The sequence below is a fragment of the Micromonospora sp. HM5-17 genome (assembly GCF_003762835.1).
Classification (GTDB): domain Bacteria; phylum Actinomycetota; class Actinomycetes; order Mycobacteriales; family Micromonosporaceae; genus Plantactinospora.
This window is the reverse complement of sequence record NZ_RJWA01000003.1, coordinates 781,887-800,293: the sequence shown is the minus strand read 5'-3', so window position 1 is coordinate 800,293 and position 18,407 is coordinate 781,887. Positions and strand designations below refer to the sequence as shown.

Here is an 18,407-nt window from a genome sequence, read left to right as displayed (position 1 = left end):
GGGCCACCTCCGCTGACGGTCAGGGGCGGGCGCTGTGCCGGAGGCGTACCGCCTCGTTCTCGAGGACCTCCGTCACGCGTGCGACGAAGTCGCCGATGGCTTCGAGCTCCCGGTCGTCGTAGCGGTCGATGACCTCCCCGACGCGCTGGGCGAAGCCGGCGAACGTACGGACGAGTTCGCGCTGGACCCCGTTGTCCTCGACCGGACGGATGACGATGCGGCGCCGGTCGGCGGTGTCGGGTTCCCGCCTGACCAGGCCGGCGCGCTCCAGCCTGCCGACCACCTGCGCGGTGGCCGCCGACGACATGCCGGTGATCTCGGCCAGCCGGCTGGGGTGGGTCGGCCCGATGCGCATCAGGATCTCGGCGCACTTGAAGTCGGTGACGTTGAGGCCCAGCCGTTCGGCGACGGCCGAGTGGAAGAGCACAACGGCGCTGCTGAACCGGCTGCCCAGCTGGCGGCCGACCTCCTGCCGGAGCGAGGAGGATCGGTCTGTCCGACCGCCCTTCGCCCGGCGGGTCCTGCTGTCCGTCACCGCTCCGTCCCTCCGTTCCGTGGTCCTCCCCGAATTCTCGGTCATCCGAGCTGGCGGCCGGCGGCGATGACCGCCGGGCGGTCCCGCGGCGGCTGCCTGGCCGAAAGGAGGCCCAGGAGTCGCCCGCCGGCACGTGGAACGGACGCCGTCCGGCCGCCGGAAGAGCGCCGTCGCGGACGCGCCCGCTGCCCGAGGAGGTGACTTTACCTAAAATTTTTAGCTAAACTACTACCGAAACTGATCCCCCTCATCCCCTGGAAGTCGTGGTGACATCGTTTCTGACCAGCTCCACGCGTGCGGCCCTCGACGTCCCGCTCTGGACGGCCGCCTTCGTCGCACGGCACGCCCTCGTCGTGGCGGCGCTCACCGTGGTCCCGCTCGCCGAGCGCACCACGGTGGTGCTGTGGGCCAGCTCCCGGCCGACCGCGCTCGCGATGCTCGGCGAGACCGTCACACTCGTCTTCCGGCTCGCGCTGGTCGCGGTGGTCATCGGCCTGCTCGTCCGCGAGGAGCCGTGGCTGCGCGACGGCGGTGTCGGTCGCCGGCTCCTCGACGGCGTGGTCGCCCACTGGCCGGAGCTGGTGATCCGGACAGTGGTGTTCGTCCTGGTCTTCGCCCTGCTCAACCTGGTTGCCTCCGGGCTCGGCATGCTCGTCGACGCCACCCGTGGAACCCGCTACGACCTCGTGGTCTTCGGGTTCCGCAACGCCGTCATCATTCCGCTCGCGGTGGTGTGGATGTGCGGCATCGGCCGGCAACTGCTCGCGGCCACCCACTGAATCCCGCCGCCCACGGAGTCCCGCGGCGACGGATGGTGTGCGGACGGGCCGACCCTCGCGGGGCGCTAGCCTGCCGCCATGCGCGCGCCCCTGACCGTCGCGGTCGCCCAGCCGGCGTGCGTGCCGTACGACGTAGGAGCCAACGCACGCCGGCACGCCGCCCTCATCCGCGCCGCCGGGGCGCGGGTGGTGGTGTTCCCCGAGCTGTCGCTGACCGGGTACGAACTGGACGCCCCGACCGTGCCGGACCAGGACGAACGGCTCGGCCCGGTGGTCGCCGCCTGTGCCGACACGGGGGCCCTGGCCCTGGTGGGCGCGCCGGTCTCCGGCGACCGGAACCGGCGTCACCTCGGGGTACTCGCGGTCGACGGCGACGGGGTACGGGTGGCCTACCGCAAGATGTGGCTGGGCGGTGCCGAGCCCCGGTACTTCACCCCGGGCACCGAGCCGGCCGTCCTGGAGGTGGCCGGCTGGCGGCTCGGGCTCGCCGTCTGCAAGGACGCCGGTGTGCCCCGGCACGCGGCCGAGACCGCCGCGCTCGGCATCGACGCGTACCTGGTCGGCGCCCTCGACCACGCGGAGGAGATCTGCGTCCAGGAGGAGCGGGCCCGCCGGATCACCGCCGACCACCGGGTCTGGGTCGCGATCGCCAGCTTCGCCGGCTCGACCGGCGGCGGGTACGCCCGCGCCGCCGGCCGCTCGCGGATCTGGGACCGGGACGGTCGGGTGATCGCGGAGGCAGGACCGGAGCCGGGGGTGGTCGTCCGCGCCACCCTCGGCGCCGGATGATTTTCGTTTGTCCCCGCCGAACCCGCTCACTAGCGTCCGCTCCGTGCAGATTCGCGAGTTCACCGAGGACGACTGGCCCCAGGTGTGGCCAATCATCCGTGAGGTCGTACGGGCGGCCGACACCTTCACCTACGACCCGGCCATGACCGCCGAGCAGGCGTACGACATCTGGGTGGAGACGCCGCCCGGGTTGACGGTCGTCGCCGTCGAGGAGGACCGGGTTCTCGGCACCGCGAAGATGGGGACGAACCGGCCCGGACCCGGGTCGCACGTCGCGACCGCCAGCTTCATGGTCGCCGCCGACGCCCGTGGTCGGGGCGTCGGCACGGCACTGTGCCGGTTCGCGCTCGACTGGGCCCGGGACCGCGGCTACGCCGGGATGCAGTTCAACGCCGTCGCGGAGTCCAACCACGCGGCGGTCGCGGTGTACCGGAAGCTCGGCTTCGAGGTGGTTGGCACGGTGCCGGGCGCCTTCGCCCACCCCACATTGGGCCGGGTGGGCCTGCACGTCATGTACCACGAGTTCTGACCGGACCGACGGTGCCGGCGGGCCGCCGACACGTGCCGGAGCCGCAGCGGGAGGGCCGATCGGGTGGTGGGTCATCCCGGCCGGGCGGCGTAGCGGGCCGGCGACACGCCGACCGTCGCGGTGAAGTCCCGTACCAGGTGCGCCTGGTCGTAGTAGCCGAGGTCGGCGGCGAGGCGGCTCCAGTCGACCGGGCCGCCCTCGGTGGCCCGCAGCGCCACCTCCTGGAGCCGGCGGCGCCGGATCACCCAGCCGGGGCTGACCCCGACATACGTGGCGAAGAGGCGTTGCAGGGCCCGGGGGCGCAGGCCGATCCGGTCGGCAAGCTCGGTGACCCGCATGATCGAGGGGTCCGACTCGACCAGCCGTACCGCCCGGTCGACGGTCACGACCGCGGGGTCCAGCTCGGCGGGCATGATCGCGGTCAGGGTCGCATCGAGGACCTCGGCCGCGACGTCGAGGTCGACCGCCCCGGTGAGGGCGGCGGCCAGCATCACGCCGTCCAGGCCCGGCAGCGCCGAGGCCGGTATCCGCTCCTCCCCCACCGTTCGGCCCAGGAACGCGGTGAGCCCACCGGGGGTGAAGCGGACCCCGACGACCCGTCCCGCTCCGGCGAGAACCCGCTCGAACCGTCGCCGGGGCGGCCCGTACAGCCAGGCCCGGCCCTCCTCGACGGTCAGGTGCGCGGAGGCGTGTGGGAGCGTGACCTGCCGGTGGGCGGGACGGCCCCGCAGGTCCCAGCGGACGCACCAGTACCAGGCGACGTACGGGCCCAGGGCGGGGGCGGGCGCCCGTCGCCGCAGCGACTGCACCCCGTCCGGGGCGGTCCGGAGCACCCCCCGGCGGTCGTCGAGATCCCGCTCCACCTGGCCGAGGGTACGCCTGACGCGAATCTCCAAGACAGGGCCGGGAGGCCGGCATACGCTCCCGCCCATGACGCAGACGATCACCGACAGTGACTCGTCCGGAAACCGCGTCGTCGCCGAGTTCGAGGTGACCGGCTGGGACGAGACGGTCTATGACGAGCCCGCCGAAGGCGGCAGGCTGGCCCGGGCGACCGTCCGGAAGACCTACCGGGGAGCGGTGGAGGGGACCGGGGTCGCGGAGCTCCTCACCGCCGCCGACCGTGGGTACGTCGCCTCGGAGCGCTTCACCGGAAGCATCGCGGGCCGGCGCGGCACCGTGGTGTTCCAGCACGGCGGCATCGACGACGGGAAGCGGCCGTACAGCTTCGGCGCCATCGTCCCGGGCACCGGGACGGGGGACCTCGCGGGTCTGACCGGCCGGATCAGCTTCCGACACGACGAGTCCGGCGCCCGGGTCACCCTCGACCTCGACTGACTCCCCGGCGTGGCCGGATCGGCCCAGGGGTCGCCCCGCCGAGGCTGTTCCTGGCGGACCGTGGTGCCGGAAGGGTGTGGCGCCGGGAGTGGTGCCGGTGGCGAGACCACCACCGGCACCGGCGTACGTCCGGGGACCGTCGCGGGCACGGGTCCCCCGTGCGCGCCCGGGACGGGATCAGCTCACCGCGCAGGCGGTGCCGTTGAGGGTGAACGCGCTGGGCCGGTCGGTGTTGCCGGTGTGGCTGGCCTGGAAGCCGATGTTCACCGACGCGTTCGGCGCGATCGTGGCGTTGTAGCTGACGTTGCGGGCGGTCACCGCGCCGCTGGTCGGGCTGTACGAGGCGTTCCATCCCGAGACGATGGTCTGGCCGGGGGGAAGCGTGAAGGCGAGGCTCCAGCCGTTGATGGCGGTCGTCCCCCGGTTCGTGATGGTCACCGACGCGGTGAGGCCATTGTTCCACGCGTTGACGACGTAGCTGACCGCGCAACCACCGGTGCCCGGCGGGGTGGTCGGCGGAGTCGTCGGCGGGGTGGTGGGGGGAGTCGTCGGCGGGGTCGTGGGCGGGGTGGTCGGCGGGGTGGTGCTGTCGAGTCCGAAGAACCGGATCGCCTCGGCCGCGTTCACCGGCAGGTTGTGCGATACGCCCTGCATGCTGATCGCCTCGACCGGCGCCATCGGTCCGCTACCGCCGTACCGGGTCCGGGTGTAGCCGGGCTGCGGCGTGTCGGTGTACGTCGGCGTCTGGCTCAACCCGTGAAGGTTGGTCCACTGCTTGATTTCCTCACCGAAGTTCGGGTAGCGCAGCGTCTCGTCGTTGGTGCCGTGCCAGAGCTGCATCCGGGGATAGCGGCCGGTGTAGCCGGGGTAGGCGGACCGGACCAGGTTGCCCCACTCCTGCGCGCTCCGGATGATCTGGCCGTTGGCGCACTGGCTGTTCCACTCCCCCGACCCGTTGGTGGCGAAGCAGCTGTGCGGCACCCCGGCAAAGGCCGCGCCGGCGGCGAAGACGTCCGGGTAGTTGCCGAGCAGCACGTTGGTCATCATCGCGCCGGAGGAGGCCCCGGTGGCGAAGACCCGGGCCGGGTCGGTGTTGTAGCGCTGCTGGACGTAGCGGACCATCGACATGATCCCCACCGGGTCGCTCCCGCCGTCGCGGCGCAACGCCTGCGGCGAGTAGACGTCGAAGCACTGACTGCTGCGGGTGGCCGTGGGGTAGATGACGATGAAGCCGTACCGGTCGGCCAGGGACGCGAACTGGGTGCCGGAGTAGAACGCCGGTCCGGTACCGGTGCAGTAGTGGATCGCGACCAGGATCGCCGGCCGGGTCGCGAGCCGGTCCGGCACGTAGAGGTGCATCCGCAGGTTGCTGGGGTTGGTGCCGAAGTTCGTCACCTCGGTCAGGGTCGCGGCCGAGGCCGGGGTGGCCACCACCAGGCCCAGGACCGCCAGGGCGGCCGCCAGCGCGGCGGCGCCGAGTGTCTGTACGACCCGTCTCATCCGTTCTTTTCCTTCCTCACGCCTGAGCCGAGCACGACCGTGGGGGCCGGTCGCCGGAGCGCAGACACGCGCCGGAACGGGCCAGGCGGTCACCGGGGCAGCGCGGCCATGATGTAACCGAAACATTTCAAAGTATGGATGGATATGTTTCGGTGCACAATAGATAGACAGGTCGCTCAGCGCCGCCCCGCGGATGGCGGTGACCCGCCGCTACCGCAGATCTCCCTCGTCGTCCGGCACCGGACCACCCGGTTCACCGGTCTCGTACGGGTCGAGGAACTCCCGCACGCGCCGACCCCAGCGTTCGTGCGCGGCCTGCCGGGTCACCCCCGCCGCTCGCGCGATCAGCTCCCAGGTGACACCCCAGCGCCGCAGACCGGCCACGCTCGGCAGCGGATCGACCCCGGTGGCGAGGACGATCCGGAACTGAAGCAGCTGGCTGGCCAGCGCCCGCTGGCGTGCCGTCCCGTCAGCCTCCTCGGTCCTCCACTCCGGGCTTCCGGGCTGCGGCGGCGGCCCGATGAGCAGGTCCGCCTGTCGGCTGGCCTCGGTGACGGCGGCGTCGACGCAGGCCCGGGCCGCCTCGGCCACGTCGACGTCGAGTGCCTTCGTCAGGAGTACGTCCATGCTCGTCAGGCTAGGCCTGACGAGATGGTGCGTCAATGAGCTCTTGACGACCCTCGGCCTGGGAGGAGGTGCCCGCCCCCGGCGGGCCCGGACGCTCGCCGGCCGTACGGGCCGGGTCAGAGCTGACCGTCGAAGAAGCCGTACCGGGCCAGCGGCGCGATCAGCTCGCGCTCCTCGTACGCGAAGTGCGACAGCAGGGTGTCGGTGAGCAGGTCGATCGCCTCGGTGATGGGGCCGTAGTCGGTGGGGTTGCGGGCCAGATGCACCAGGGCGGCGTCGACCTCCTCCAGCACGCGGTGGATCGCCAGGTGCTCCTCGTGCAGCCGGTCGAGGACGGCGGCCAGGTCGGGCTGGCGGCGCCGCAGGTGCGGAAAGACGCCCTCGCTCTCCAACGTGTGGTGGTTGGTGATCGAGCGGCGGTGCGCCTGGCAGATGCCGCCGAGCGTCCAGTCGTTGGCCCGGATCGTCATCAGGTTGATCTGGTTGCGGGCGTCGCCGATCTGGGCCGTGCCGTCCTTCACCTGCTGCAGGACGTCCCGCACCTGGCGCAGCTCCGCCCGGTAGTGGTCGTGCACGTCGATCAGATGCCGTCCGGCGTACCGGCCGGGCACGCTGAACGTCACCTCGGCGGGCGGCTCGGGCGCCGAGGGCCGGGTCGCCTCGTCGAGCACGCTCTTCGGGCTGAGCCTCTCGGCCGGCGCAGCGGTCGGCGTGATGCCGGTCCGCCGGGTCAGCCAGTCGTTCTCCGCGCTCATGCTTCCTCCTCGTCGGAGCGTGGGATATCGAATACGGCGGTCAGCTGACGGCCCGCGGGACGAGGACGACGTAGGCGACGAACACCGGGGCTCCGTTCCCGACGACGGGCACCGGGAAAGGTAGCAGATGGTTTGTGGTTCTCAATCATTAGGAGATGTAGACAATATGGCGGCCTGGTAGCGTACCGGCATGACCCGAGGTGGCAGGGCGTCCGCCGAGCGGCTCGGCCTCCTTCTCGCCCGGCACGGCGTGATCGCCAACCACCGCCTCCGCCAGGTCCTGGCATCGACCGGACTCACTCCCCGACACGGCATGGCGCTGACCCACCTGGCCGAGACCGGATCCGTCACCCAGCAGCGCCTGCTCGAACTCCTCCGCGTCGACCCGAGCGTCCTGGTGACGCTGCTCAACGAGCTCGAAGCCGAGGGTTTCGTCCGGCGACGCCGCGACCCGGCCGATCGCCGGCGGCACATCGTCGAGATCACCCCGACCGGCACCGCCGCCCTCAGGAAGGTGGAGAGCGCCGTCGACCACGTCGAGCGGGATCTCTTCGCCGGCTTCACCGCCGAGCAGACCAGGCAGCTCCACGCCCTGCTCAGCCAGATTCGCACCTCGCCCGGCGATCCGGCGTGCACCGAGGAATGACCACACCACCGACGCCCGCGGCCGGGTCCGTCGCGGGTGTCGGCCGAGCGGAAGGAGAGTCATGGCCAGCTGGCACGAGATCGAGCAGGAGGTCCCGGACCTCGCCGCCCGGGTACGGGAACGGTTCGAGGCCGGAACCAACAAGACCATCGCCACGCTGCGCCGGGACGGGTCGCCCCGGATCAGCGCCTCCGAACTGGAGTTCAGCGGCGGCGAGGTGACGCTCGGCATGATGGGCGGCTCGATGAAGCTGCGCGACGTGCGCCGGGATCCGCGGATCGCCGTACACAGCCCGACACTGGAGCCGCCGAAGGACAATCCGGAGAGCTGGCCGGGGGAGGCCAAAATCGCCGGCCGGGTGGTCGAGATCGACCCGCCGGCCGACGACCCGTACCCGGGGGCCGGATACTTCCGGATCGACATCAGCGAGGTGGTGCTCACCTACGTCGGGACGCCCGCCGACCACCTCGTGATCGAGTCCTGGCACCCCGGCGTCGGCTGGCGCCGCCGTATCCGGCGCTGAGACACCGTGCCCCGGCGTCGGGTACGGCGGGCCGACGCGGGAGTCAGTCGGGCCAGCCGGCACCGGGTCAGCCGGCGCGGGCGGCCCGCCAGCGGAGGACGGGCCCCAGCAGCCGCCCCGCCCGGCCGGCCGCGTGGTCGGTCGGCTCGGCCGACGTTCCCGGAGCCGGCAGCCAGCGCCGGAACTCCTCGGCGCGGACCGCGGCGGTGAACGCCTCCTGCCGCAGACTCCGGGCCGCCTCGGCGGCGATCTCGGCATCCCGCCACGCCATCCGTTCCCGCTCGGCAGCCGCCCGGTGCGCGGCGAAGAGGGTGTCCCGGGCCGCCCGGCGCAGCACGATCTCCTGCTCGACCGGATGCCGGCGCGGGTCCCAGCCGTTGCGGTGGGCCAGCGCGTCACTCAGCTGGAGCACCGAGAGCTCCTTGCGGCAGCACGCCGCCATCGCGGCCCGGTGCAGGTAGCGCTCGCGGTCGGCGTACTCGGCCGGGGTCCGGGGTGTCCGGGGCTCGGGGAGGACGGCCGCCGCCTCGACCCGGCGCGCGGCGGCGTCCGCGGCCTCGTACGCCTGCCAGGCCGCCTCGGCCTCCTCCTGCGCCTTCAGCCACTCGTCGCGACGCCGCTGGGCCGTGACCGCCGACCGTTCGGCGGCCACCGCCACCTCCTCGGCGTACCGGTGCAGCTCCAGCGCCCGGGCCGCCAGCCGCGCCCGGCGCAGCTCGGCGGCGCGGCGCGCCACGTCACCCGACGGGCCGTCCGCATCTCCGGCCCGGTCGGAGTCGGCGGTGTTCGTCTGCGGACGGATGAACAACCCCACGGTTGCGGCCGCCGCCAGTCCCATCAGGACGACCCAGATCGTCATGGCGCGCGGAACGTCGATCAGAAAGTAGTACAGAACCCTCTCCATGACGGCACACCTCACGGAATGGACGATGCGGACGGGGACGGCTGCGCGGGCACGCCACGGCGGCGTGCCCGTCCTCACCGACGTGGGGGTGCGCGCGATCCGCTCGTCCGTGGGTACGCGTCACCGGTCGGCCACGTCCGTGGCCCGATGCCGGACAGCTCGCCCGGCGCCGGCCGGTCACCGAGGGCCGGCGGCTCCGCGCCGGGTGCCGGGTGATCCCCATCGTCGTCCGCGACGGCCAGCCGGGGCTCCACAGCCGTCTGGGTGCTGGCGACGGTGTACGTCGTCGCCTCGGCCGCGGCCCCTCCGTCGTCGGCCGCCGGCCGGAACTCGCCCGTCGCGAGCCCGGCCCGGTCCGCCGCCGGAATCGGCGGCTCCAGGCGTGGCACGCTCGACAGATCCGGCGCAGCGGACAGATCCGTGGTGGCCAGGGGGCCGGCGGTGTCGGGTGAGCCGACCGGACCGATCCCGGCCGCGCCGCCCGACAGCAGCGCCATCAGCATCAGCGCGGTCACGAACCGCGCCGACCGGCGCGCCATCCACCAGACCAGGCGGAACAGCGCGACGGACACCACGACAAAAAATCTACCCCGCACAGGCCGAAACCGCTCGGCCCGCCGGTGGCCATTTCTCCACCTGAACCGCGGCGACGGTCACACCCCAGCGGGGACGAACCCGCGCATCACGGGAGACCGCGCACGGTCGGACCGCGGCGGTGGCCGCCCCAGCCGCGCGGGTCGCCAGGACCATAGGTTGCGGTGCCAGCTAGCTGGCTGTGCTACCTTCTCCGCCGTGGATCAGGAGCGTCGGGCCCAGTGGCTACGCGGCGTGCTGGACCTCTGCGTTCTCGCGCTGCTACGGCACCGTGAGTCCTACGGATACGAGCTGGCCCAGTCGCTCGACTCTGCCGGCATCGGCCCGGTCCAGGGCGGGACCCTCTATCCGGTGCTGCTCCGCCTGCAACGCACCGGCCTGGTGACCGCGCAGTGGCGGGAGGGCGCGGCGGGGCCGGCCCGGAAGTACTACCGGATCACACCGGCCGGAATCGAGACGCTCCGGCGGACGGCCGTCGACTGGACCGCCTTCGCCGACGGCGTGGGCGCGATCCTGCGGGAGGTACAGACCCGATGAACCACCACGGATGGCTCGACGCCCTCGCCAGCGAGCTGCGCCGGCACGGGATCGACCCGGAACTGTCCCGACACGTCGTCTCCGAGGCCGCGTCACACCTACGGGAAAGCGGGGAGCCGCCGCTCGCGGTCTTCGGTTCGCCTGCCGCCTACGCGGCGGCGGTCGCCGAGAGCCTCGGCGCCGGAGCGGCGCCAGCGGGCCGCCCCGGCGGGGTCGGCCACCCGCTCGGTGGTCCGGTACGCGGGACCGCCCGGGCGGGGCGTCCCGCGCCGGGCCCGGTGCGGCTGGACGTACGCGGGATCCGCAAGCGCTACCGGCGACGGCCCGTCCTGACCGGCGTCGACCTCACCGTCCGGGCCGGCGAGATCGCCGCCGTGGTCGGGGCGAACGGCTCGGGCAAGAGCACGTTCCTGCGCATCTGCGCCGGCCTGACCAGCCCCGACGCCGGCCAGGTCCGGGTGTACGGCAGCCTCGGCTACTGCCCGCAGGAGGGCGGGACCTGCGACTTCCTCTACCCCGAGGAGCACTTCCTGCTCGTCGGCGCCGGGCGGGGCATGTCACGGAGGGCGGCCCGGGCGGCCGGGCGGGCCCAGGCGGCCGCACTGGACTGGGATCCGGCCGGACGCATCCAGGCTCGGCACCTGTCCGGTGGCACCCGGCAGAAGCTCAACCTGGTGTTGGCCGGCCTCGGCGAGCCCGACGTGCTCCTGCTCGACGAGCCGTACCAGGGCTTCGACCGGGGCAGCTACCTCGACTTCTGGCAGCAGCTCTGGCGATGGCGCGCGGCCGGCAAGGCGATCGTGGTGGTCACCCACCTGCTCAACCAGCTCGACCGCGTCGACACCGTTCTCGATCTCACCCCTGCCCGGGAGATGGCATCATGACCAAGCTCTGGACGGTGGCGGAACTCGCCCTGTGGGAGATCCTGCGTCGACGCGGCGTACTACTGATCCTGCTGCTCTTCCCCCTCGCCTTCTACCTCAGCCGGCGCGGCGACCACCTCGGGCAGTCGATCCGGTTCGTCTGTCTCGGCATCGGCTGGGCGCTGAGCACCGCCGCCCTCTTCGCCGGCAGCGCCGCGCGGGGCATCGAGCCGCGGCTGCGCCTCTCCGGATACCGGGCCCACCACCTGCACCTCGGCCGGCTGCTCGCACTCTGGATCGTCGGCATCGCGCTCTCGGTGCCGTACTTCCTGCTCGTCCGCCTCGACCAGCACGACGTCCGGTACGGCGCGATCGCGCTGATCATGCTGTTGACCGTCGCCACCGCGGCGCCGTTCGGACTCGCGCTCAGCGCCGTACTCCCGCGAGACCTGGAGGGGACCCTCGTGCTGCTGGTCGTGGTCGGACTCCAGATGGTGATGGACCCGGCCGACGCCGCCGCCCGGCTGCTACCGTTCTGGTTCAGCCGCGAGATCGCCACCTACGCGATCGACCACACCGACGCCGACTACCTGACCCGGGGCCTGGTGCACGGGGTGGTGGTCGCGGCGGTGCTCACCGCGCTGGTCGCGCTCGCCTCCGGGATCCGGTTGCGCCAGCGCGGTCATCTGCGCGTCGTCTCGGTCCGCTGACCGGGCCGGCGGATGCGGCCGCGCCCGGCGGCGGTCAGGAGTCGGGCGGATCCCCGCCCGACGGAGTGGATTCGCCACCGGGCGCGGACGTCACGAGCAGATCCGCTAACCGATCGACCCCGATCGTGCTGACCAGCAGCCGTTCCCGGGGGTTACCCAGGAGCCGCTGGGTCCAGTCGACGAAACCGCCGGCCCCGAGCTCGACCCGGACCCCGTCCCGAACGGCCGCCAGGGTGAAGCACCAGCCGGTGTGGTACCGCCGGCCGCCGGCCCGGTCGACCGCCTCGGCGAGCACGACGTCGGGGTGGTCGGCCAGCGCCGCGCGGACCGCCTCGGTGACCGGGGCGGCGGCCGGGTCCAGGAGCGTGGCGGTCACCTCGACCGCGCCCGCCCCCGCGGCCCGCAGCGCGGCGCAGAGAAGCCGGAGCTGCTCCGCCGCGTGCCGGCGTTCGAACGCCAGACCGCCGCTGTCCCGTCCGGCGGTGGCCAGCGCGAAGAGTCCGACGTGGGCGAACCGTCCGGACCCGGGAACGCGCCGGATCACCCGTTGCAGGGCGGCCAGCCGGACCGGCGGGACGGCGCGGCCCCGCGTCCGCGCCTCCCGGCGCCGTACCGCCGCCTCCAGCGCCAGCCCGTTCGCGGGATCGGCCGCCACCTCGCTGCCGCGGACGGTCGCCAGCACGTTGTTCTGGTGCACGCCGGCGACGACGGAATGTGTCCCCAGCGGTACGACCGGGGCGAGAGCCAGCACCTCGACCTCGTCGGGGACGACGGAGAGCAGCCGGTCCTCGATCCGCCGCAGCCGACGGAGGTCGACCGGGGCCGGTGCCATGGACCGCTCCTCGGCGTACCGTCGCAGGACGTCGTCGGGAGCGAGGAAGCCGGCCCGGGTCCGGAACGCGGCGAGCAGGAGGGTGACCAGGTCCGATCCGGACAGCTGCACGCCGAGAGTGTTGAGGATTTCGGCGCCGCCGGCCTGGCGTAGCACCCGGGCCAACGCGGCGCCCTCCAGCACCTCAGGATCCGCCATCGGTTATCGCTATCACGCCCGATGACCGTTCACCACCCGCCCCGGCCCCCCCCCCGCGGCGAGGCTCACTCGTCGGCAGCCAGCCGCAGCCGGCCGTGTCCAAAGGCATCGATGCGCCCCCATCGGCCGGGTACGCCGACCAGCTCGATCCGCCCCAACTGCTCGGGTACGGCCGGCACGATCGTGAGATGCCCCTCGTGTGGTTCCAGACCGAGCAGGGCCTGGAGCAGGGCCAGGGGCGTTCCGGCCGACGAGCAGAACGGGCTGCAGGCGCGGGGATACTGGACCGGGTACCGGGTCAGCTTCCGGTCGTATCCGGCGAACGCCTCCGGCAACCGGCCGTCGAAGTACCGGCAGGCCTCGAACATGGTCAGGGCGAGCCGGGCCGCCTCCTCCTCGAAGCCGTACCGTCGCAAGCCGAGCGCGATCAGCGAGTTGTCGAACGGCCAGACGGCGCCGTTGTGGTAACCAACGGGGTTGTACCGCCCCTGGCCCCGGGCCAGCGACCGGACGCCCCAGCCGGAGAAGAGCCGATCGCCGAAGAGGTGCCGGACCACCTGCTCGGCCCGGTCCTCGTCGAGGATGCCGCTCCAGAGCAGGTGCCCCATGTTCGAGGCGAGGGCGTCGACCTGGTTTCCCTCCCCGTCGAGCGCCAGCGCGTAGTACCCGCCCTCCTCGATCCAGAAGTCGCGGTTGAACCGGACCTTGAGGGCCTCCGCCTCCCGAACCAGCCGGTCGGCGTACCGCGGGTCGTTCCAGAACTCCCGGGCGAGCCGGGCCGCCCGCATCTTCGCGTCGTACTTGTAGCCCTGGAGTTCGCAGGTGGCACGCGGATGGGTGGGCAGCCGGCCGTCGGCGTACGTGATCGCCTCCGGGGAGTCCTTCCAGCACTGGTTCTCCAACCCCTTCGGGCTGCGCCGCTCGTACCAGAGGTACCCGTCCCCCATGAGGTCGCCGTACGTGTCGAGCCACGTGAGCGCCGCCCGGGCCTCGAACTCGAACTGTCGTACCGTCTCCGCGTCCCCGGTCCACTGCTCGTACTCGTCGAGCAGGATCACGAAGAGCGGGGTGGTGTCCGCCGCACCGTAGTACAACGACCGGGGCTGCTCCTCGAAGCCGCCCGGCTCCCGGTACCGGATCTCGTGCAGGATCTTCCCCGGCTCCTCGTCACGAAAATCGTCGAGCCGGCCACCCTGGAGCAGGGCCAGGATCCAGAGCGCGTTCCGGGCGAGGTGCGGCAGGAACGCAAGGGTCTGATAGCCGGTGATCAGGCTGTGCCGGCCGAACACCGTCATGTACCAGGGCAGGCCGGTCGCGGTCACCTTCTCCTCCGGGGCGATCCCGAAGTACTGCAACGCGGCGAGGTCGATCAGGCTGCGCCGGTAGGTGTCCTCCAGCACGTCCGAGTCGGCGGTGAGCTGCGGCGCCGCGGCCATCCACCGGACCAGTTCCCGCCGTCGATCGGGCCGCTCCGGGAGATTCCCGCGAGGCCTCTCCCCGGCGTCCCCGCCGTCCGCTCCCCGCATCAGGCAGGCCGCGTGGAACGTGGTGGACCACTGCCCGTGGACGTCGAGGTGCACCCGGAAGGTGAACCCGTCCTCGTCCACCTCTGCGGGTTCGGTGCTGGAGACGACGGTCTCCACCACGTGCCGGCCCCGTCGATGGCACAGGCGCAGCCGGCCGTCCTCGACCGTCCGGGTCGACTGGCCCGTCCGGGAATGTCCGTCCCGGGCGTCGAACAGGTTCGCGAAGTCGCTCGCCACCTCCATCCGGAGGCTGAGGACCGCCGGCTCGTCCCGGTGGTTGAGGACGGTCAGTCGCTCCTCGAACCCGCCGCCGACGATCCGGTGCCGGATCACCGAGGTCTTCGCGTCGACGTAGTGGGTCGGCTCCCCCGGCACCAGGAAGAACCGGGACTCGTAGTACTGGAGGTCGTCGATGGACAGCGGGGTCAGCCGCTCGCCCTCGATGGTGAGCACCCACTTGGAGAGGAAGCGGGTGTCCCCGGCGAAGAGCCCGGAGGGGTAGTCCGGCGACCAGTCGATGTCACCCTGAACGTCGCTGAGCACGAAGGTGCTGCCGTCCAGGACGCTCACCAGTTCCTTCACTGCTGGGTCTCCTGCCTCTCCATCCGGGCGGGGCTCCGGGTCCGCAGCCGTCCAGGACCGGTCCGCCCGCCGAGCCGGGCGCGGACCCGCTCCCGGGGGTCGCGGGTGCCGGGTGGGGAGGGGAAGGTCCGTCGGAACACCAGCAGCAGCGGCAGGTTGCCCTGCACCGACACGTCGTTGCGGTTGTACGCCGTGATCAGGTGGGCCGCACCGGTCGCGAACTCGTCGAACAGGCGCTTCTCGGTGCTGACCACGCAGTCCGCCGCGCGCTTCTCGTGCGAGACCAGCACGTTGCCCCGGTTGATCGCCACGAACCAGTGGCCGACGCGGCCGTCTTCGACCAGGTCGAACCGGATGGTGCCCCGCGCCCTGGTCGGCAGGAGCTCCGGGCCACGCTCCTCCAGACTGGCGAAGAACTCGTCCGTCGGACTCCCCATCGCCGCTCCCTCCCCTGCGGACCGGCCCCCGTCGTCGCGGTCCCCCGTCGTCGCGACTCGACAGCGGCGCGGCCCGGCCCTCACTAGTCGGTACCGCGTCGCGCCGCTCCCCGGTGTTCGGCTCGGCCCCGCCCGAAGGCGTCGATCAGGCCCCACCGGCCCGGAATGTCCAGCACCTCGATCCGGCCCATCCCCTCCGGCATCGCCGGGTCCACCATCAGGTGCTCGCCGTGCGGCTCCAGTCCGAGAAGCGTCCGGATCAGCAGCATCGGCGTCCCGGTCGACCACGCCTGCGGGTTACACGCCGTGGGGTACTGCACGGGGTACTTCGTCAGCGAGCGGTCGTAGCCCGCGAACGCCTCCGGAAGCCGCCCGTCGAAGTACTTCGCCGCATCGATCATGGCTTCGGCGATCCGCCCGGCCTCCTCACGGAAGCCGTACCGGCGCAGGCCCCAGGCGATGAGTGAGTTGTCGAACGGCCAGACCGTGCCGACGTGGTAGCCGATCGGGTTGTAGCGACCCTCGCCCACGGCCAGGGTCCGGACCCCCCAGCCGGAGAAGAGCCGCGGCCCCACCAGGTGCTCGGCCACCTTCGGCGCCCGATCCTCGTCGACGATCCCGCTCCAGAGCAGGTGCCCCATGTTCGAGGAGAGTGCGTCGACCTGGCCACCCTCGGTGTCCAGGGCCAGCGCGTAGTACTCGCCCTTCTCGACCCAGAAGTCCCGGTTGAAGCGCTGCTTCAGCTCCGCCGCCTCCCGTTCCAGCCGATCGGCGTAGAGCGGGTCGCCCCAGACCAGCCGGGCCAGCCGGGCGCCGCGCATCTTGGCGTCGTACGCGTACCCCTGCAACTCGCAGGTGGCCCGGGGGAAGTCCGGCAGCCGCCCCGAGGAGTACGAGATGGAGTCCCAGGAGTCCTTCCAGCACTGGTTCTCCAGCCCGTTGCGCAGGTTCCGCCGCTCGAACCAGACGTAGCCGTTACCCATCAGGTCGCCGTACCGGTCGATCCAGTTCAGCGCGGCCCGGGCCTGGTGCTCCAGCTCGGCGACCAGCGCGGTGTCACCGGACCACCGCTCGTACTCGTCGAGCAGGATCAGGAAGAGGGCGGTGGAGTCGGCGGAGCCGTAGTACGGCGAGTGCGGCTGCTCCTCGAAGGCGGTCGACTCGCCGTACCGGGTCTCGTGCAGGATCTTGCCCGGCTCCTGGTCCCGGAAGTCGTCCAGGTGCACACCCTGGGCCATCGCCAGGTACCGCAGCGTGGGCGCGGTCAGTTCCGGGGTGAACGGCAGGGTCTGCAGACAGGTGATGATGCTGTCCCGGCCAAAAAGCGTCATGAACCACGGCAGGCCGGCGGTCGGCAGCCGGTCGCCGGTGGCGAGCGGCGTGTATCGGAGCGCGGCCAGGTCGACCAGGCTCCGCTGGTACGTCTCCTCCAGGGGCTCGCAGTCGCTGGTGAGCTTCGGCGCGCGGGCCAGCCACTCGTCCAGCTCCCGGCGCATCTCGTCCCGTGACCGGCCGTGGTGCCGCTGGAGGTTGATACGGATGTCCCGTCCACCGGCCCCCTCGACCAGGGTCTCCACCAGGATCTGGGTCTCCCACTGTCCGTGGGCGTCGATACGCAGGTTGAAGAGGAGTCCCTCCGGGCGGTACTCGGCGGGTGCGCTCGACGTGATCACCGTCTCGCGCCGGTAGGTCTCCCGCTGGTAGCAGAGCCGCAGCTGATTCTCGTCGACAGTGGCGGTGGTCGTGCCCAGCTTTCCCTTCACGTCCTTGATCTCGAACAGGTCCGCGAAGTCGCTCTCCACGTCCAGCTGCACGGTCAGCTCCACGGGCTGGTCCTCGTGGTTGAGGATGGTCAGCACCTCCATGAAGCTGCCGCAGATGGTCCGGTGTCGGATGATCGACAGTTTGGCGTCGACGTAGTGCGTCGGCTCGCCCGGTACCAGGAAGAACTGCGACTCGAAGTACTGGAGGTCGTCGACGGAGAGCGGGTTGAGCCGTTCACCGTTGACGCGCAGCTCCCATTTGGACAGGAACCGGGTGTCGTACGAGAAGAGCCCGGTGGGGAAGGTCGGCGACGGGTCGATGTCTCCCCGGTTGTCGCTGACCACGAAGGTGTTCCCGTCGAGGATGCTGACCAGCCGCTTCATCGCTGCTGCCTCCGTCGCCGCACCCAGTCCCGGGGCTCGTGCGCGCCGGGTGGGCCGGGCACCAGGTGAAGGAGGTGGTTGTAGAGCAGAAGGTCGCCCTCGACGGTGACGCGGTTGCGCAGCAGCGCGGCGAAGGGATTCGCCTCACCTGTGGCGATCCGGTCGAAGAACTCCCGGTCGGTCCGGACCGTACACTCACCCGGGCGGTCGGACTGGGCGGCGCTCACGTTCCCGGCGCTGTAGACCAGCAGCCAGGTGTGCAGCTTGTCGCCCTCCTCCAGCTCGAACCGCACCGTACCCCGGATCCGCCCCAGCAGCGGGTCCGGAGTCCGATGGTTGAGCGACTCGAAGAACTCGGTCGTCGGATCCACCGCTTCCGCCCCTCCCCTTCACGTGGCGACGCGTGGTCCCACGCGAAACCGACCCCGGCCGCTCCGCCCGGCACCCACCGGGCGAGAGGCACGGCCGGGGACCCGGTCAGTTGTTCGGTTCGTCGGCGCTGATGTCGGCGAGCACCGACTGCGGTTCCCGCTCCACCGCGAGGTCGCCCAGGGAAACCAGCCCGATCAGCCGGCCGTCCTCGACCACCGGCAGGCGTCGTACGCCGTACGTGCGCATCAGGTCGGCCGCCGCCACCGCGTCGTCGTACTGGGACACGGTGACCACGTCCTGGGTGAGGATCTCGTTCAGCGTGGTGGTGGACGGATTCAGCTCCGCCGCGACGCCGCGTACCGTGATGTCCCGGTCGGTGACGATCCCGACCACCTGGTCCCCGTTGGTGACGATCACGTCGCCGATCGCGCTGTCCCGCATCTCCTGGGCGGCAGCGGTGAGCGTATCGGTGCCGTCCATGGTCACCAGCCGGGTCGTCATGAACTCTCCGACGGTCGTCATCCTGCTCCCCTCTCGTGTCGAGCGCCGTCTACCCGGGCTGCCCCCGGACGTAACGCCGCCGTCGGGGGAGGGGACCGTCGAGGGCGGCCGAAACGGGACGGTTCGGCGGCGTGGCACGGGTCGCCGGAGGCGGACAGCAGACGCGTTCAGACCGAAAGGGTG

The 18,407-nt window shown here is 72.0% G+C and carries 22 protein-coding genes; 9 read left to right on the top strand and 13 right to left on the bottom strand.

The window, feature by feature from the left end:
- Positions 1-19: 19 nt before the first annotated feature.
- Positions 20-535, bottom strand: coding sequence for a MarR family winged helix-turn-helix transcriptional regulator (locus tag EF879_RS13010; RefSeq protein ID WP_158624165.1), 516 nt, complete (start codon positions 533-535; stop codon positions 20-22).
- 263 nt (positions 536-798) lie between these two features.
- Between EF879_RS13010 and EF879_RS13005 the strand changes: the two genes are divergently transcribed.
- The 3 genes from EF879_RS13005 to EF879_RS12995 all read left to right on the top strand — a co-directional run bounded on the left by EF879_RS13005 (position 799) and on the right by EF879_RS12995 (position 2,632).
- Entirely contained in the window at positions 799-1,314 is a 516-nt protein-coding gene (locus EF879_RS13005) for a hypothetical protein (RefSeq protein WP_123558137.1), read from the top strand.
- 78 nt (positions 1,315-1,392) lie between these two features.
- A complete protein-coding gene (locus EF879_RS13000) occupies positions 1,393-2,103 on the top strand; it encodes a carbon-nitrogen hydrolase family protein (protein WP_123558135.1) in 711 nt (236 codons plus the stop codon).
- A gap of 43 nt (positions 2,104-2,146) precedes the next feature.
- A complete protein-coding gene (locus tag EF879_RS12995) occupies positions 2,147-2,632 on the top strand; it encodes a GNAT family N-acetyltransferase (protein WP_123558132.1) in 486 nt (161 codons plus the stop codon).
- A gap of 71 nt (positions 2,633-2,703) precedes the next feature.
- On the opposite strand, the gene EF879_RS12990 is transcribed toward EF879_RS12995, so the two are convergent.
- On the bottom strand, positions 2,704-3,495 hold the full coding sequence (locus tag EF879_RS12990; RefSeq protein WP_158624164.1) for a helix-turn-helix domain-containing protein: 792 nt from the start codon (positions 3,493-3,495) through the stop codon (positions 2,704-2,706).
- A 67-nt stretch (positions 3,496-3,562) separates the two neighbouring features.
- Between EF879_RS12990 and EF879_RS12985 the strand changes: the two genes are divergently transcribed.
- Positions 3,563-3,970, top strand: coding sequence for a DUF3224 domain-containing protein (locus EF879_RS12985; RefSeq protein ID WP_123558128.1), 408 nt, complete (start codon positions 3,563-3,565; stop codon positions 3,968-3,970).
- Between the two features lie 177 nt (positions 3,971-4,147).
- On the opposite strand, the gene EF879_RS12980 is transcribed toward EF879_RS12985, so the two are convergent.
- The 3 genes from EF879_RS12980 to EF879_RS12970 form a co-directional block, all read right to left on the bottom strand.
- Positions 4,148-5,470 carry a PHB depolymerase family esterase gene (locus tag EF879_RS12980; protein ID WP_123558126.1) on the bottom strand — a complete coding sequence of 441 codons (1,323 nt, stop codon included), beginning with the start codon at positions 5,468-5,470 and terminating at the stop codon, positions 4,148-4,150.
- A 210-nt stretch (positions 5,471-5,680) separates the two neighbouring features.
- The gene (locus EF879_RS12975; protein WP_123558123.1) at positions 5,681-6,097 is read right to left on the bottom strand and encodes a hypothetical protein; all 417 of its coding nucleotides are present in this window, start codon (positions 6,095-6,097) and stop codon (positions 5,681-5,683) included.
- Between the two features lie 116 nt (positions 6,098-6,213).
- Positions 6,214-6,852, bottom strand: a complete 639-nt coding sequence (locus EF879_RS12970; RefSeq protein WP_123558121.1) for a hemerythrin domain-containing protein — start codon at positions 6,850-6,852, stop codon at positions 6,214-6,216.
- Positions 6,853-7,042: 190 nt separating this feature from the next.
- On the opposite strand from EF879_RS12970, the gene EF879_RS12965 reads away from it, so the two are divergent.
- Together EF879_RS12965 and EF879_RS12960 are read left to right on the top strand one after the other, a co-directional pair.
- The gene (locus EF879_RS12965) at positions 7,043-7,498 is read left to right on the top strand and encodes a MarR family winged helix-turn-helix transcriptional regulator (protein WP_123558119.1); all 456 of its coding nucleotides are present in this window, start codon (positions 7,043-7,045) and stop codon (positions 7,496-7,498) included.
- 61 nt (positions 7,499-7,559) lie between these two features.
- On the top strand, positions 7,560-8,021 hold the full coding sequence (locus EF879_RS12960; RefSeq protein ID WP_123558117.1) for a pyridoxamine 5-phosphate oxidase: 462 nt from the start codon (positions 7,560-7,562) through the stop codon (positions 8,019-8,021).
- 67 nt (positions 8,022-8,088) lie between these two features.
- Here EF879_RS12960 and EF879_RS12955 read toward each other — a convergent pair whose 3' ends face one another.
- Both EF879_RS12955 and EF879_RS12950 read right to left on the bottom strand, forming a co-directional pair.
- Positions 8,089-8,925, bottom strand: coding sequence for a hypothetical protein (locus EF879_RS12955; protein WP_123558115.1), 837 nt, complete (start codon positions 8,923-8,925; stop codon positions 8,089-8,091).
- A gap of 74 nt (positions 8,926-8,999) precedes the next feature.
- A complete protein-coding gene (locus EF879_RS12950) occupies positions 9,000-9,500 on the bottom strand; it encodes a hypothetical protein (protein WP_123558113.1) in 501 nt (166 codons plus the stop codon).
- Between the two features lie 217 nt (positions 9,501-9,717).
- On the opposite strand from EF879_RS12950, the gene EF879_RS12945 reads away from it, so the two are divergent.
- From EF879_RS12945 to EF879_RS12935, 3 genes are read left to right on the top strand one after another with little or no spacing between them, the layout of a single operon-like run.
- On the top strand, positions 9,718-10,056 hold the full coding sequence (locus EF879_RS12945; protein WP_123558111.1) for a PadR family transcriptional regulator: 339 nt from the start codon (positions 9,718-9,720) through the stop codon (positions 10,054-10,056).
- A complete protein-coding gene (locus EF879_RS12940) occupies positions 10,053-10,940 on the top strand; it encodes an ATP-binding cassette domain-containing protein (RefSeq protein ID WP_123558109.1) in 888 nt (295 codons plus the stop codon). The genes EF879_RS12945 and EF879_RS12940 overlap by 4 nt, the downstream gene beginning before the upstream one ends.
- The gene (locus tag EF879_RS12935; RefSeq protein ID WP_123558107.1) at positions 10,937-11,629 is read left to right on the top strand and encodes a hypothetical protein; all 693 of its coding nucleotides are present in this window, start codon (positions 10,937-10,939) and stop codon (positions 11,627-11,629) included. The genes EF879_RS12940 and EF879_RS12935 overlap by 4 nt, the downstream gene beginning before the upstream one ends.
- Before the next feature lie 34 nt (positions 11,630-11,663).
- On the opposite strand, the gene EF879_RS12930 is transcribed toward EF879_RS12935, so the two are convergent.
- From EF879_RS12930 to EF879_RS12905, 6 genes are all read right to left on the bottom strand, one after another.
- Complete coding sequence (locus tag EF879_RS12930; protein WP_123558105.1) at positions 11,664-12,659, bottom strand: hypothetical protein; 996 nt, start codon at positions 12,657-12,659, stop codon at positions 11,664-11,666.
- 65 nt (positions 12,660-12,724) lie between these two features.
- On the bottom strand, positions 12,725-14,767 hold the full coding sequence (locus tag EF879_RS12925; RefSeq protein WP_123558103.1) for a glycogen debranching N-terminal domain-containing protein: 2,043 nt from the start codon (positions 14,765-14,767) through the stop codon (positions 12,725-12,727).
- Positions 14,764-15,204, bottom strand: a complete 441-nt coding sequence (locus EF879_RS12920) for an SCP2 sterol-binding domain-containing protein (RefSeq protein ID WP_123558101.1) — start codon at positions 15,202-15,204, stop codon at positions 14,764-14,766. The genes EF879_RS12925 and EF879_RS12920 overlap by 4 nt, the downstream gene beginning before the upstream one ends.
- 83 nt (positions 15,205-15,287) lie before the next feature.
- A complete protein-coding gene (locus EF879_RS12915) occupies positions 15,288-17,351 on the bottom strand; it encodes a glycogen debranching N-terminal domain-containing protein (protein WP_123558099.1) in 2,064 nt (687 codons plus the stop codon).
- Entirely contained in the window at positions 17,348-17,722 is a 375-nt protein-coding gene (locus EF879_RS12910) for an SCP2 sterol-binding domain-containing protein (protein ID WP_123558097.1), read from the bottom strand. The genes EF879_RS12915 and EF879_RS12910 overlap by 4 nt, the downstream gene beginning before the upstream one ends.
- Positions 17,723-17,828: 106 nt before the next feature.
- A complete protein-coding gene (locus EF879_RS12905) occupies positions 17,829-18,245 on the bottom strand; it encodes a CBS domain-containing protein (RefSeq protein ID WP_123558095.1) in 417 nt (138 codons plus the stop codon).
- Positions 18,246-18,407 lie beyond the last annotated feature (162 nt).